Consider the following 14,664-nt stretch of genomic DNA (forward strand, 5'->3'; position numbering starts at 1 on the left):
CCGCGGAGACCAACTGGGGCGGCAACGTCGCCTTCACCGCACAAAGGCTCCACCATCCCGAGTCCGTCACCCAGCTGCAGGAGATCGTGGCCCGGTCCCGGCGGGTACGCGCCCTCGGCACCCGGCACTCCTTCAGCACCGTCGCCGACACCGACGGCGAGCACGTCTCCACCGCACGGCTGCCGGCGGTGACCGAGGTCGACAGCGCCGCCCGCACCGCCACGGTGGCTTCGGGGCTGCGCTTCGGTGAGATCGTCCGCGCGATCGACGAGGCGGGGCTGGCGCTGCACAACCTCGGCTCGCTGCCGCACATCTCGGTGGCCGGGGCCTGCGCCACCGGCACCCACGGCTCGGGCGTCGGCCTGCGCAGCCTGGCCGGCGCGGTCCGCGCCCTGACGATGGTCACGGCCGACGGCGAGCTGGTCGAGGTCCGGCGCGGCGACGACGACTTCGACGGCTCCGTCGTCGCCCTGGGCGCGCTGGGTGTGGTGACCCGGCTGACCCTCGACCTTGTCCCGGCCTTCGCCGTGCGCCAGACCGTCTACGAGGACATGCCCGGCGAGGAGCTCCAGGGGAACTTCGACGCGGTGATGTCCGCCGGCTACAGCGTGTCGGTCTTCACCCGCTGGCGGGACCGCGCCGCCGACCAGGTGTGGCTCAAGGAGCGGGTCGACGCCGACGGCGCGGAGCCCGCCCCGCGGAAGTGGTTCGGGGCCACCGCCGCCGACGGGCCCCGGCACCCGATCCCGGGCATGCCCGGCACGCACTGCACGCCGCAGCAGGGCCTCGTCGGCCCCTGGTACGCCCGGCTGCCCCACTTCCGGCTGGAGTTCACCCCGAGCAGTGGGGAGGAGATCCAGTCGGAGTTCTTCGTCGACCGGAGCGACGCCGTAGCGGCGTTCGACGCCCTGTGGCAGGTGCGGGAGCGGTTCTCGTCCGAGGTGCAGATCGGCGAGATCCGCGCCGTGGCGGCTGATTCCCTGTGGCTCAGCCCCGCCTACGGACGCGACAGCGTCGCCTTCCACTTCACCTGGACCGCCGACGTCGCCGGGGTGGCGCGGGCGCTCCAGGTCGTCGAGGAGGCGCTGCGCCCCTTCGCTCCCCGCCCGCACTGGGGCAAGCTGTTCACCTCGTCACCCGCCGTGCTGAGCGAGCTCTACCCGCGCTATGACGACTTCCGTGCGCTTGCCGCCCGGCTCGACCCGTCGGGCGTCTTCCGCAACGCCTTCCTGCGCGAGTGCTTCCCGCAGTGACCCGGCGTCCGCGTTCGCGTCCGGGACGCCGCCGGCGTGCCGCGCATCGGCGGCGGCCATAGACTGACCGCGGTTGAAATGTCCTATACGAGAGAGTTGGGCATCATGTCCAAGCGAGGCAACAAGCGGCGCGGCCGGAAGAAGAAGGGCGCCAACCACGGCAAGCGTCCCAACGCGTGACACCTGTCGTGCCCTGGTGACCGCCCGCGCCCGTCGCGGGCGGTCACCGCTGTCCGCGGGGGAGATCGGCCTCTCGTGAGCCGGACGCGCGTCGGCGGTCTCCGCCGGTGGCCGGCCGCCACCAGGGCGCGCCCCGAGGGTGGCCGTCGCAGACGACGTGAGCGTCATCCGCCCTTCCCGGCCGGATCCCTGACAGGCCGTCGTGCGACGCGCGACGGCGAGCCCAGTTTTGTGAGCGCAGTACGGCCGCGCTCGCGGCCCCTGGGCCACCGCTCCGCCGCTCGCGGGTTCCGGTGGACCTCGCGCCCCCGGCGGCATGGGACGGAGCCGTTCCGCTCGCCGCCCGCGGGTCTCGGCCCGCCGAGCCCGGAGCGCGGCCCAGGGGCCGCCGCGGACGGGCTGCCGAGCCGCCCGGGGCGCGTCGCCGGCGTCGCGTGCCGAAGGGCGCGCTCCCGAGGAGGGCCCCGCACCCCGCGCGGCCTGCCGCGGGGTGGGGATCGTCCCGGTGGTGCTCCGCAGCCTTGCGCCCGGTGCGCGGAGAAGGGGCGGGCACCGCCATACTGGACGCATGGCCGTGCAGATCAACCCCAGTATCCTCTCCGCCGACTTCGCCCGCCTCGCCGAGGAGGCGCGGGCCGTCGAGGGCGCGGACTGGCTCCACGTCGACGTGATGGACAATCACTTCGTCCCCAACCTCACGCTGGGCATGCCGGTCGTGGAGTCGCTCAGCAAGGCGACGCAGACCCCGCTCGACTGCCATCTGATGATCGCCGACCCGGATCGCTGGGCTCCGGCCTACGTCGAGGCGGGCGCGGGCTCCGTCACCTTCCACGCGGAGGCCGCCGCCGCCCCCGTGCGCCTGGCCCGCGAGATCCGCGCAAAGGGCGCGCGGGCCTCGATGGCGCTGAGGCCGGCCACACCCGTCGAGCCCTACGAGGACCTGCTCCCCGAACTCGACATGCTGCTGATCATGACCGTGGAGCCGGGCTTCGGCGGTCAGGCCTTCCTGGACATCATGCTGCCCAAGATCCGCCGGGCCCGGAAGCTGATCGACAAGCACGGGCTGGATCTGTGGCTGCAGGTGGACGGGGGAGTCTCGGCCTCGACCATCGAGCGCTGCGCCGAGGCCGGAGCGGACGTCTTCGTCGCGGGTTCCGCCGTCTACGGCGCGGAGGACCCGGCCGACGCGGTGCGGCGGCTGCGCAAGCAGGCGGCGGCCGCCTGCGCGCACTGACCGCGAGTGACCGCGTCCCGACCGGCCATGACCACTCCATGGGCACCGCGCCCCGGTACTCCGCAGTACGTGCGAGGATGAGCGCGGAGCCGATCAGATGGGCAACTGGGGAGAGAACGTGACCGCAGGCCGCACCGGGGTGCGCATGGGCCCCGGCGAGATGGTCCAGGCGGCGGCGATGGCGCGCCGCTTCTATCTGGAGGGAAAGTCCAAGATCCAGATCGCCGAGGAGTTCGGCGTGAGCCGCTTCAAGGTGGCGCGGGTCCTGGAGACCGCCCTCGAACGCGACCTCGTGCGCATCGAGATCAGGGTCCCGGCGGAACTCGACGCCGAACGCTCCGACGCCCTGCGGGCCCGCTACGGGCTGCGGCACGCCGTCGTCGTCGAGTCGCCCGCCGACGAGACCGACGGCCCCGACCCGGAGAACCTGGGCGCGGTCGCCGCGCAACTGCTCGGCGAACTGGTCAGCGAGGGCGACGTGCTGGGCCTGGCCTGGGGCCGCTCCATCATCACCATGGCCAACGCCCTCGACCGGCTGCCGCCCTGCACGGTCGTCCAGCTCACCGGCGTGTACGACGCGGGCACCGCCGACCGCGGCTCGGTCGAGGCGGTCCGCACCGCCGCGGCCGTCTCCGGCGGCGAGGCGCACCCCATGTACGCCCCCATGGTGCTCCCCGACCCGGCGACCGCGGCGGCACTGCGTGCGCAGAGCGGTATCGCCGCGGCCATGGGGTACTTCGACAAGGTCACCGTGGCCGTGGTGTCGATCGGCTCCTGGGCGGCCGGCATCTCCACCGTCCACGACGCGCTGACCGAGACCGAGCGCGACCACTACGCCTCCCTCGGCGTCGCCGCGGAGATGTCCTCCCACCTCTTCGACGCCGAGGGCCGGCTGGTCGGCCGCGACCTGGGCGAGCGCTGCATCACCATCGAAGCGGACCGGCTGCGCCGCATCCCCGAGGTGCTCGCCATCGCGGGCGGGGTGCGCAAGGCCGCCGCTGTCGACGCGGTGCTCCGCTCCGGCCTGGTCACCAGCATCGTCACGGACACCGCCGCCGCCGACCACCTGCTGGACTCCGCCGCGCCCATGCCGCGCCCGGCCCTCGACCGAGCCGACCCCGAGGCGGCCCGTCCTTAAAGGTCCTCGGAGCCCGTCCGCGGACGCCCCGCCGCGGGCCCTGCGCGGCCGCCGGCCCTCACTGTGGCAGCATCACCGCATGCCGACCGGGTCCGCCCGCCTTCTCGCGATCGCCGCCGCCCTCCTGGGCGTTTTCGCCCTGCTGCTCACCGGCTGCTCCGTGCCCACGGGCGGGGGCTCGGCGCCTGAGCCGGTGTCCACGGTGGCCGCTGACACCCTGCCGCCCGAGGCACGGGAGACGCTCCGCCTGATCGACGCCGGCGGGCCCTTCCCGTACGCGAAGGACGGCACCGTCTTCCACAACTTCGAGGGCATCCTGCCGGCCCGCCCGAGCGACTACTACCGCGAGTACACCGTGCCGACCCCGGGTGAGCGGGACCGCGGCGCCCGCCGCCTCGTCGTGGGAGCAGGGGGCGAGATCTACTACACCGACGACCACTACAAGACCTTCAGGGCGGTCCGCAGATGACGGCAACGGCGGTGCTGGACCTCCACGGGGTCACGACCAAGAACGCGTTCATGGACCGCAGCGCCGAGCAGTTGCGGCTGCCCCACTGGTTCGGCCGCAACTGGGACGCGCTCTACGACTGCCTCACCGACCTGCCGGACCCCGCGCAGGGCGGCCTCCGCCTGGTCGTACGCGGATGGCAGGAGTACGCGGCCGCCGAGCCGGGGGAGTGGGAGACCGCCCGCCGGGTCCTCGCGGCCGCCGCCGCCTTCCATGACACCGCCGCGCTCCGGTTCGACATCGTTTTGGAGGAAACTACGAGCGACCCTTCGTGAGCGCCGGAGTTTCCTCCGTGTCCATTTCGTCGGTGCTCGTGCAACGATGAAGTACGTGCGTTTCCTCAATGATGCAAAACCTCCGTACGATCTGACGTACGACGACGTGTTCATGGTCCCCAGCCGCTCGGCCGTGGGGTCCCGCCAGGCGGTCGACCTCTCCACCCCGGACGGCACCGGCACCACCATCCCGCTCGTGGTCGCCAACATGACCGCCGTCGCCGGCCGCCGCATGGCCGAGACCGTCGCCCGTCGCGGAGGCCTGGTCGTCATCCCGCAGGACATCCCGATCGAGGTGGTCGCCGAGGTGATCACCTGGGTGAAGCAGCGGCACCTCGTGCTCGACACCCCGATCGTCCTCGGCCCGCACGCCACCGTCGCCGACGCCCTGGCGCTGCTGCCCAAGCGGGCGCACGGGGCCGCCGTCGTCGTCGAGGACGGCCGTCCGGTCGGCATCGTCACCGAGCACGACCTGACCGGCGTGGACCGCTTCACCCAGGTCTCCGTGGTGATGTCCAAGGACCTCCTGCTGCTGCCCGCGGACATCGACCCGCGTGAGGCCTTCAACCGCCTGGAGGACGCCAACCGCAAGCTGGCGCCCGCCGTGGACGCCGACGGCAGGCTGGCCGGCATCCTCACCCGGAAGGCGGCGCTGCGCGCCACCCTGTACACCCCGGCCACCGACGCCGGCGGGCGGCTGCGCATCGCCGCCGCCGTCGGCATCAACGGCGACGTCGCGGGCAAGGCCAAGCAGCTGCTGGACGCGGGGGTGGACACCCTCGTCGTCGACACCGCCCACGGCCACCAGGAGAGCATGATCCAGGCGGTGCGGGCCGTCCGCGCGCTGGACCCGCGGGTGCCGGTCGTGGCGGGCAACGTCGTCTCCGCCGAGGGCGTCCGCGACCTGATCGAGGCCGGCGCCGACATCGTCAAGGTCGGCGTGGGCCCGGGCGCGATGTGCACCACCCGCATGATGACCGGCGTGGGCCGGCCCCAGTTCTCCGCGGTCCTGGAGTGCGCCGCCGAGGCCGCCCGGCACGGCAAGCACGTCTGGGCCGACGGCGGCGTCCGGCACCCGCGGGACGTCGCGATGGCCCTCGCCGCCGGCGCGTCCAACGTCATGATCGGTTCCTGGTTCGCGGGCACCTACGAGTCGCCCGGCGACCTGCAGCACACGGCCGACGGCCGGCCGTACAAGGAGAGCTTCGGCATGGCCTCCGCCCGCGCCGTGGCCAACCGCACCAGCGAGGAGTCCGCCTACGACCGCGCCCGCAAGGGGCTGTTCGAGGAGGGTATCTCCACCTCGCGGATGTTCCTCGACCCGGCCCGCCCGGGCGTGGAGGACCTGATCGACTCGATCATCGCGGGCGTCCGCAGCGCCTGCACCTACGCCGGGGCCGCCGACCTCGGCGAGTTCGCGGACAAGGCCGTCGTCGGCGTCCAGAGCGCGGCCGGCTACGCCGAGGGCAAGCCGCTGCACGCCAGCTGGCAGTAGCGGACCCCTCGCCCGAGCGCCCCGTCCGCGTCATCCGCTCCCGCGAGCGGACGGAGCGGACGGAGCGGACGGGCACGGCGGCACCGGGCGAGTGCCCCGTCCGCGTCGCGCCGGACGGCACGACGCGGCCTCGGGTGGCTTCGCCGCCTCGGCGCCGGGCACCGCGCGGGGCGGTCCCCGGTGCGGCGCAGGCGCGCGGGAGCGCCACGCGGGATGGAGCGTGACCGGCCTCGTAGTCTGGTTCGCGTACGGCTCGCGTACGGCTCGCGCCGTTCCCGGCTCGCTCGCGAAGAGAAGTGACCCACCCCCAGTGCGACTGAACGAACTCGACCAACGCATCGTCCACGCCCTCGCCGAGGACGCCCGCCGCTCGTTCGCCGACATCGGCGCCCTCGTCGGGCTCTCCGCCCCCGCCGTCAAGCGCCGCGTCGACCGACTGCTGGCGCAGGGCGCCATCACCGGCTTCACCGTCCGCGTCGAGCCTGCCGCGCTGGGCTGGGAGACGGAGGCCTTCGTCGAGCTCTACTGCCGGCACAACACCTCGCCCGAGGACATCCGGCGCGGCCTGTCGCGCTACCCGGAGGTGGCCTCCGCCTCGACCGTCACCGGCGAGGCCGACGCCGTCGTCCAGATCTACGCCGCCGACGTGCGCCACTTCGAACGCGTCCTGGAGCGGATCGCCGGAGAGCCCTTCGTCGAACGCACCAAGTCCGTCCTGGTGCTGTCGCCGTTGCTGCGCCGGTACTCGGGAGCGCCGGACCAGCCGGAGGGGTGACGGACGGAGGACGCCGATCGGGGCGCGCCGACTGGTGAGCCTGCCGGGGCCGGGGAACGCCGTCCGGTGTCCCCGCGCAACGAATCACCGCTCTTCGGCGCCTGCGCGCAATGAATCGGCGGTCGGTGCGCAACGGACGCGTCTTGTCGCCGCGAACCCCCCGAACGTACCGTCGAGGCAGACCAGAACACGCTTCCCACCAGGCGAAAGAGGCTTCATGGCGCCGCTGCGCACCGCGCTGTACCAGGGCCCGAGCGGCGTCCCCTCCTCGGTGGACGACAGCCTGGCGGCGCTCGATGCCGCCGCGCGCCGCGCCTCCGCCGCGGGAGCCCGCCTGCTCGTCACGCCCGAGATGTACCTGACCGGCTACGCCCTCGGCGACGCGGTCCCGGGCCTCGCCGAGGCGGCCGACGGTCCCTGCGCCGCCCGGGTCGGCCGGATCGCCGCCGAGCACGGCCTCGGCATCGTCTACGGCTATCCGGAGCGCGACGGCCGCGACGTCTTCAACTCCGCCCAGCTCGTCGGCCCCGACGGCGCACGCCTGGCCAACTACCGCAAGACGCACCTGTTCGGCGACTTCGAGCGCACCTGGTTCACTCCCGGCGACGACGCTGTCGTCCAGGGCGAGCTCGACGGCGTCCGGATCGGCCTCCTCGTCTGCTACGACGTCGAGTTCCCGGAGACCGTGCGGGCCCACGCCCTCGCCGGGACGCAGTTGCTCGCCGTGCCCACCGCGCTGATGCGGCCCTACGAGTTCGTCCCGCAGACCCTCGTGCCGGCCCGCGCGTACGAGAGCCAGCTGCACGTCGCCTACGCCAACCGCTGCGGCCCCGAGGGTGACTTCGACTTCGCGGGGCAGAGCTGCCTCGCCGGACCCGACGGCGCCGTGCGCGCCCGGGCCGGAACGACCGAGGAACTGGTCGTCGCAGACGCCGACCCGGAGCTGCTGCGCGCGGTCCGGGACGAGACCCCCTATCTCGCGGACCGCCGCCCCGAGCTGTACCGCTCGCTGGGCTGATTCCGCCTCCTTCCTCCCAGCGCCACTACCGCCGGCGCGATCTCGACCGCCGCTTCACCGCACCACCGTTCACAGCCAGGAGAACCACGTCATGACGTCCACGGTGCCCACCGCCGTCCACGAGGAGCAGCAGCCCGAGGCCCCGTCGGCGCCGCCGATCACCATGTTCGGCCCGGACTTCCCCTTCGCGTACGACGACTTCCTGGCCAGTCCGGCGGGTCTGGGCTCCATACCGGCGACCGAGCACGGCGCCGAGGTCGCGGTCATCGGCGGCGGGCTGTCCGGCATCGTCGCCGCCTACGAGCTGATGAAGATGGGCCTGAGGCCCGTCGTCTACGAGGCCGACCGGATCGGCGGACGGCTGCGCACCGCGGGGTTCGAGGGCTGCGACGAGAAGCTGACCGCCGAGATGGGCGCGATGCGCTTCCCGCCGTCCTCCACCGCCCTGCAGCACTACATCGACCTGGTGGGCCTGGAGACCAAGCCATTCCCCAACCCCCTCTCCCCCCACACCCCGTCGACCGTCGTCGACCTCAAGGGCGAGTCCCACTACGCGCGGACCATCGACGACCTGCCCCAGGTCTACCGTGACGTCGCGCACGCCTGGAACGCCTGCCTGGAGGAGGGCGCGGACTTCTCCGCGATGAACCGGGCCCTGCGCGAGCGCGACGTCCCGCGCATCCGCGAGATCTGGTCGAAACTCGTCGAGAAGCTCGACAACCAGACCTTCTACGGCTTCCTCTGCGACTCCGAGGCCTTCGCGTCCTTCCGGCACCGCGAGATCTTCGGCCAGGTCGGCTTCGGCACCGGCGGCTGGGACACCGACTTCCCCAACTCCATCCTGGAGATCCTGCGGGTCGTCTACACCGAGGCCGACGACCACCACCGCGGCATCGTCGGCGGCAGCCAGCAACTCCCGCTGCGACTGTGGGAGCGCGAGCCGCACAAGCTCGTCCACTGGCCGCACGGCACCTCGCTGAAGTCCCTGCACGACGGCCACCCGCGACCGGCCGTCACCCGGCTGCACCGTACCGCCGGCAACCGGATCACCGTCACCGACGCCGACGGCGACATCCGCACCTACCGCGCGGCGATCTTCACCGCGCAGAGCTGGATGCTGCTGAGCAAGATCGACTGCGACGACTCGCTCTTCCCGATCGACCACTGGACGGCGATCGAGCGGACCCACTACATGGAGTCCAGCAAGCTCTTCGTCCCGGTGGACCGCCCGTTCTGGCTCGACAAGGACGAGGACACGGGCCGGGACGTGATGAGCATGACGCTCACCGACCGGATGACCCGCGGCACCTACCCGCTCGACAACGGCCCCGACGAGCCGGCGGTGATCTGCCTGTCGTACACCTGGTGCGACGACAGCCTCAAGTGGCTGCCGCTGAGCGCGTCCGAGCGCATGGAGGTCATGCTCAAGTCACTCGGCGAGATCTATCCGAAGGTCGACATCCGGCGGCACATCATCGGCAACCCCGTGACCGTCTCCTGGGAGAACGAGCCCTACTTCATGGGCGCGTTCAAGGCGAACCTGCCGGGCCACTACCGCTACCAGCGGCGGCTGTTCACGCACTTCATGCAGGACACCCTGCCCGAGGACAAGCGCGGCATCTACCTCGCCGGCGACGACGTCTCCTGGACGGCCGGCTGGGCCGAGGGCGCCGTGCAGACCGCGCTCAACGCCGTCTGGGGTGTGATGCACCAGTTCGGCGGCACCACCGACCTGAGCAACCCGGGCCCGGGCGACCTCTACGACGAGATCGCGCCGGTCGTTCTCGACGAGGATTGACCCGCCCCCTCAGCGGCCCAGCGGGGTCAGCAGGAAGCGACCGACCAGCCCGACGCCCGCGTCGAGCCTTTCGGTGAACTCCTCGTACACCTCCGGCATTTCGCGCAGGGACCACAGCACGCGGGACGCGGCCCACGCGGCGTCCCGCGCGCGTTCCAGGCTCCACGAACCGGCGAGATGGGTCAGCGGGTCGGCCAGGTCCAGCAGATCGGGGCCGGGCATCAGCTCCTCCCTGACGCGCTCCTCCACGGACGTCAGCAGATCCCCCACCCGGTCGAAGTCCCCTTCCAGGGACGGTGGTTCGCACTCCAGTGTGCTGCAGGTGTCCACCACCGCGAGCGCCAGGTCGTGCCCCACGTGCGCGTTGATGCCGGCCAGGGCGAACTGCAGCGGGCGGATGCCGCGGTGTCCCCGCAACTGCAGCAGCGGCCGCCAGCAGGCGGGGACGGCACGGCGATCGGTCGCGGCGTCGACCGCCTCCAGGTACCGCGCGGCGAAGCGGGCGGCCAGCGCGGCGGCGGCTACGGGATCACCGAAGCCGCCGGCCGCCAGGCGGCCGTCCAGTTCCTGGGTCACGGAGAGGTACACGCGGTTGAAGACCGCCACCCCGTCCCGCGGCGGAAGTGCCGTACCGAGCGCGTGCATGCGCGCCACCACCTGGGCCACGCCCATCGGGGCCTGCCGTTGCGCGGTCGTCATGCGCACAGCGTCCCAGCAGGCCGGGCGGCCTGCGGGGTACGGCGGCCGTGCGGTCCCCGGATCGGGTGAGTCAGAGCCCGCCCGCGTCGCGGGCCGTCCACACCGACGGATACCGCGGTCGGAACCCCAACTCCTCCCAGATGCGCATCCCGGTCGGGGAGTCCGTGGCAGTCCGCTGAGCGGATTCATATGCCCGATGTCGCGGACCAGCGGCCTCGGCCGTGGGCTGTCGGGCACGGCGTCGAGGCGGCCCGCCACCGTCGGAGGGCTCTTCAGCCGGACCGCCCGCCATGCACGTGCGTACGCGGAGCGCAATCCCCACCCCGCAGACTCCGCTCCCGGGTGACCGCGAAAACCGGGCGCACCACCCGCACCACCGTCCCCGGGCACCGGTCGGGCGGGGAGACACCCCACCGCAATCGCAACGAACCCGCGCACGCATAGGCGGCCCCAGAATCTACGGCGTCCACTCCTCGCGCGTCACGGCGTATTCGACCTCCCCGTGCTCCGCGCCCGGCAGCGTCTCGTCCCACTCCTCGTGGAAGACCCGCACCAACGACAGCCCCGCCTTCTCCATCACCCGCCGCGACCGCGCGTTGACGACCATCGTCTCGGCGTACACGCGCCGCGCGCCGAGCTCGGTGAAGGCCTTGCGCACCAGGGCCCTGGCGCCCTCGGTGGCGTAGCCCCGGCCCCACGCGGCGCGTCGCAGCCGGTATCCGAGTTCGAGGTCGTCGCCGGGCCCGCCGGGGCGGGGGGTGAGGGCGAACCAGCCGACGAAGTGGCCGGTGGCGGACTCCTCCGCGGCCCAGACCTGGGAGCGCGCGAAGCGGGGCAGCACCTCGTGCCGGATGACGTCCGAGGGCGTGGGGCGGCCGTTGCCGAGGAAGCGCATGACCTCGGGGTCGCTGTCGAGTGCGACGAGCAGTTCCGCGTCGGCGTCGGTGTCGGTGAAGTGCCGCAGCCGCAGCCGCCCCGTCTCCAGGAAGATCCGCATGAGCGGAAGGTCAGGCCTGCGGCGTCGTCGCCGCCACGGGCTCGCGGTCGTGCTCGACGGAGACCGTGCCCGCGCTGCGGAGCACGCCCGCGCCCACGGCGAGCCCGGCGACCAGCACGGTGACGAGGCCGAAGGAGGTCTGCAGGGAGCTGGCCTCCGCGATGGAGCCGATGGCGGCGGGTGCCACGAGGCCCGAGGTGTAGGTGACCGTGGCGACGCCGGCGATGGCCTGGCTCGGGTTGGGGCCGCTGCGCCCTGCCGCCGCGAAGCACAGCGGGACGACGACGGCGATGCCCACGCCGATGAGGGCGAAGCCCGCGATGGCGGTGACCCGGGTGAATGCCGTGGCCACGAGGACACCGCCCATCGTGGCGATCAGGCCCCCGGCGCGTACGGTGCGGACCGGGCCGAAGCGGCGTACGACGACGTCGCCGACGAGGCGGGAGACGGCCATGGTGCAGGCGAAGGCGGTGTAGGAGGCGGCGGCGACCCCAGGGGAGGCGCCGGCGACGTCGCGGAGGTAGACCGCGCTCCAGTCCATGCTGGCGCCCTCGGCGAAAACGGCGCAGAAGCCTATGGCGCCGATGACCAGGGCCGCGCGCGGCGGCAGGGCGAAGCGCGCGGGGGCTTCCTCGGACGCGGAGGGCCGCAGGTCGAGCACGCTGCCGCAGGCCGCCTGGCCCAGTACGACGAGCAGGGCGGCGCCGACGGCGAGGTGGACGCGCGCGTCGAGTTCGGCGTGGGCGGCGAGGACGCCGAAGAGGGAGCCGAGCAGCGTGCCGGCGCTCCACATGCCGTGCAGCCCGGACATGATCGAGCGGCCGAGGCGTTCCTCGACCTCGACGCCCTGGGCGTTCATGACGACGTCGGCCATGCCGGCCGAGGCGCCGTAGACGAACATCGCCCCGCACAGCCAGCCCAGTCCGGGGGAGAGCGCCGGCAGCGCGAGGGATGCGCACCACAGGCCCAGCAGGAGGCGCAGCGCGTTGCGCGTGCCCATGCCGTGGGAGATGCGCGCCGCGAGCGGCATGGCGACGGAGGCGCCGAGGGCCGCGAAGACCAGTGCGAAGCCGAGCTGCCCGGCGCTGAGCCCGGCGTGCTCCTGGATCCAGGGCACCCGGGTGGCGAAGCTGCCGGTCACCGCTCCGTGCACGGCGAACACCCCGGCGACGGCGAGCTGGGCGCGCCGCAGCCGCGGATCGGTCCTCCCCGTCGGGGTCGTCGGCGTCTTCGGCATGTTCCCTCCCAGTCTGGTCCCGCCCCGGTTCCGGCATAAATTATCAGGCAGGCTTCCTGAAAGATAGACTGCTTTTCGGCCACGGTCCGCCGCCTGGTCCGGTTCCGGCGGGCCTCGTCCGCCCTCGCACGCGCCGCAGGGCTCTGGAAGGATCCGCCCATGACCGCCATCCGACCCCCCACCGGGCGCACCGCCTCGCCCCGCACGGCCAGAGCGATCAACGACCGGCTGGCGCTGGAACTGCTGCAGCGCGAGGGCCCTTTGACGGCGGCCCAGCTCAAGGCACTGACCGGCCTGTCCCGGCCGAGCGTCGCCGACCTGGTGGAGCGCCTGCAGGAGTCCGGGCTGATCGCCGTGGTCGGTGAGACGGGAGCCGACCGGCGCGGCCCCAACGCCCGGCTGTACGGCATCGTCGCCGACCGGGCGCACCTCGCCGCCTTCGACGTGCGCACCCACAGCGTGGCGATCGAGGTGGCCGATCTGCTGGGCAACGCCGTCGGCAGCGCCGTCCTGCCGGTCGACCCCGTCGGCGATCCGCAGCGTACGGTGCGGCGCTCGGTGGCGCTGCTGGAGCGGACGGCGTACACCGCCGGCGCCGGCGCGCTGCACACGATCGCCGTCGGCGCGCCCGGCCTCGTCGACCCGGCCACCGGCGAACTGCGCGCCACCGGGCAGTTGCCGGCCTGGCACTCGGCGCTCGTCGCCGAGCTGCGCAGGCGGCTCTCCCTGCCGGTGCTGCTGGAGAACGAGGTCAACCTGGCCGCCGTCGCCGAGCGGCGACTGGGTTCGGTGCGCGACCGCGAGGACTTCGTCCTGCTGTGGCTGGGCCACGGAGTGGGCGCCGCGGTGGTGCTGGGCGGGGTCCTGCGGCGCGGCGCCTCCGGGGGCACCGGGGAGATCGGCTTCCTGCCGGTGCCGGGCACCTTCCAACTGCCGACGGCGAGCGGCTGCGAGGGCGGATTCCACTCCCTGGCGGGCAGTGCGGCGGTGTGCGCTCTGGCGCGCTCGCACGGGATCGCGGTGTCCGGCGCGGACGACGCCGCGGCAGCCGAGGCGGTGGTGACCGCCGCCCGGGCGGGCGGCAAGCAGGGCGAGCTCTTCCTCGACGCGCTGGCGGACCGGGTGGTGATCGGGGTGGCCGCCGTCAGCGCCGTGCTCGACCCCGGTTGCGTGGTGCTGGGCGGCGAGGTGGGCCGGGCGGGCGGCGCGGACCTGGCCGCCCGGGTCGAGGAACGGCTCGGCCGGATGTCCCCGCTGCCGACCCAGGTGCGGGCGGGCACCGTGGCGGGCAGCGCGGTGCTGCGCGGTGCGGTGCTCCTGGCCATGGACGCCGCACAGGACGCCCTGTTCACCCCCGAGGGGTGAGCGGCGGCGCGTGCGGGCCGCGCCCCTGCCGTGCCGGAGGTTGACGGGGGCCGCCCCGCGACACGCGCCGCCGGAGTCACGTCGCGTCGCGCCGGCCTTCCTCAGAGGTCGCGCGGATAGGCGGGCCGGCGTCGTGGGTCGATGGCTTTCGCCTGGCGGCGGTGTCGTCGGTCGCCGCAGCTCCGCTGCGTCTCCCTAATCCGCCTTGCCAAACTCGGCCCTCGACCCGCTCCTTTCTCCACCCCGCGTATCCGTGCGACCTCTTACGCGCGTCAAGGGCCGCTGCCGCGAACGGTGTTGACAGCCTCCGGAAGGCGCGGGCCGCGCGGCCCGCACGCGCCGGGCGGACCCGTGTGAGCCAATCCACAGCAATCCCTTGCCTCCGCAAGGAACCTTCGTGGCACACTGGTGGCGCAGTACCAGTGACGTTCAGCGCACTCCGGGGTCGGTGAAAATCCGAACCGGCGGTTACAGTCCGCGACCCGTCCGCATCCAGCGGGCGGTTGACCAGGTGAAATTCCTGGACCGACGGTTAAAGTCCGGATGGGAGGCAGTGCGCGGCGGACGGGCATCGGTACACCGCCGTCAATGGCGGCGCGGGTGCGTGTCCCCCCGGAAAAGGGCGGACGCGGACGGGCGCCACCTCACCGGCCGCGGTGCTCCCGAGCCAGAAGTCCGCTCTGTGTTCCGCA

14 protein-coding genes and 1 riboswitch are annotated in these 14,664 nt (G+C 73.3%); of the genes, 11 read left to right on the plus strand and 3 right to left on the minus strand.

Annotated elements, in window-relative coordinates:
- From AC3ET4_RS24685 to AC3ET4_RS24730, 10 genes are all read left to right on the plus strand, one after another.
- Positions 1 to 1,253 (plus strand): FAD-binding protein (locus AC3ET4_RS24685; protein ID WP_431953003.1); only part of this gene is annotated, 1,253 nt, incomplete at its 5' end.
- Between the two features lie 105 nt (positions 1,254 to 1,358).
- Positions 1,359 to 1,433, plus strand: a complete 75-nt coding sequence (locus tag AC3ET4_RS24690; RefSeq protein ID WP_431953067.1) for a 50S ribosomal protein bL37 — start codon at positions 1,359 to 1,361, stop codon at positions 1,431 to 1,433.
- A gap of 568 nt (positions 1,434 to 2,001) precedes the next feature.
- The gene (gene rpe, locus AC3ET4_RS24695) at positions 2,002 to 2,667 is read left to right on the plus strand and encodes a ribulose-phosphate 3-epimerase (protein ID WP_431953005.1); all 666 of its coding nucleotides are present in this window, start codon (positions 2,002 to 2,004) and stop codon (positions 2,665 to 2,667) included.
- A gap of 97 nt (positions 2,668 to 2,764) precedes the next feature.
- Positions 2,765 to 3,805: a sugar-binding transcriptional regulator gene (locus AC3ET4_RS24700; RefSeq protein WP_431953007.1), complete on the plus strand. Its 1,041-nt coding sequence runs from the start codon at positions 2,765 to 2,767 to the stop codon at positions 3,803 to 3,805.
- 79 nt (positions 3,806 to 3,884) lie between these two features.
- Positions 3,885 to 4,274, plus strand: coding sequence for a guanyl-specific ribonuclease (locus AC3ET4_RS24705; protein WP_431953009.1), 390 nt, complete (start codon positions 3,885 to 3,887; stop codon positions 4,272 to 4,274).
- A complete protein-coding gene (locus AC3ET4_RS24710; protein ID WP_431953011.1) occupies positions 4,271 to 4,588 on the plus strand; it encodes a barstar family protein in 318 nt (105 codons plus the stop codon). Before AC3ET4_RS24705 ends, AC3ET4_RS24710 begins: the two co-directional genes overlap by 4 nt.
- A gap of 46 nt (positions 4,589 to 4,634) precedes the next feature.
- Positions 4,635 to 6,083 (plus strand): GuaB1 family IMP dehydrogenase-related protein, encoded by a 1,449-nt coding sequence (locus AC3ET4_RS24715; RefSeq protein ID WP_431953013.1) that lies wholly within the window; start codon positions 4,635 to 4,637, stop codon positions 6,081 to 6,083.
- Between the two features lie 310 nt (positions 6,084 to 6,393).
- Positions 6,394 to 6,858 carry an Lrp/AsnC family transcriptional regulator gene (locus tag AC3ET4_RS24720; RefSeq protein WP_431953015.1) on the plus strand — a complete coding sequence of 155 codons (465 nt, stop codon included), beginning with the start codon at positions 6,394 to 6,396 and terminating at the stop codon, positions 6,856 to 6,858.
- 217 nt (positions 6,859 to 7,075) lie between these two features.
- Positions 7,076 to 7,876: a carbon-nitrogen hydrolase family protein gene (locus AC3ET4_RS24725; RefSeq protein WP_431953017.1), complete on the plus strand. Its 801-nt coding sequence runs from the start codon at positions 7,076 to 7,078 to the stop codon at positions 7,874 to 7,876.
- Positions 7,877 to 7,967: 91 nt separating this feature from the next.
- On the plus strand, positions 7,968 to 9,674 hold the full coding sequence (locus AC3ET4_RS24730; protein WP_431953019.1) for a flavin monoamine oxidase family protein: 1,707 nt from the start codon (positions 7,968 to 7,970) through the stop codon (positions 9,672 to 9,674).
- 9 nt (positions 9,675 to 9,683) lie between these two features.
- Here the strand turns inward: AC3ET4_RS24730 and AC3ET4_RS24735 are convergent, their stop codons facing one another.
- The 3 genes from AC3ET4_RS24735 to AC3ET4_RS24745 all read right to left on the minus strand — a co-directional run bounded on the left by AC3ET4_RS24735 (position 9,684) and on the right by AC3ET4_RS24745 (position 12,607).
- The gene (locus AC3ET4_RS24735) at positions 9,684 to 10,373 is read right to left on the minus strand and encodes a DUF5995 family protein (protein WP_431953021.1); all 690 of its coding nucleotides are present in this window, start codon (positions 10,371 to 10,373) and stop codon (positions 9,684 to 9,686) included.
- A gap of 457 nt (positions 10,374 to 10,830) precedes the next feature.
- Positions 10,831 to 11,370, minus strand: coding sequence for a GNAT family N-acetyltransferase (locus AC3ET4_RS24740; RefSeq protein ID WP_431953023.1), 540 nt, complete (start codon positions 11,368 to 11,370; stop codon positions 10,831 to 10,833).
- Between the two features lie 10 nt (positions 11,371 to 11,380).
- Positions 11,381 to 12,607 (minus strand): MFS transporter, encoded by a 1,227-nt coding sequence (locus AC3ET4_RS24745; RefSeq protein WP_431953025.1) that lies wholly within the window; start codon positions 12,605 to 12,607, stop codon positions 11,381 to 11,383.
- Between the two features lie 159 nt (positions 12,608 to 12,766).
- Here AC3ET4_RS24745 and AC3ET4_RS24750 point away from each other — a divergent pair, with 159 nt between their 5' ends.
- Positions 12,767 to 13,972 carry an ROK family transcriptional regulator gene (locus tag AC3ET4_RS24750; RefSeq protein WP_431953026.1) on the plus strand — a complete coding sequence of 402 codons (1,206 nt, stop codon included), beginning with the start codon at positions 12,767 to 12,769 and terminating at the stop codon, positions 13,970 to 13,972.
- Between the two features lie 430 nt (positions 13,973 to 14,402).
- Positions 14,403 to 14,533: riboswitch (FMN riboswitch) on the plus strand.
- The last annotated feature ends 131 nt before the right edge of the window (positions 14,534 to 14,664 follow it).

Source organism: Actinacidiphila sp. bgisy167 (genome assembly GCF_057707665.1).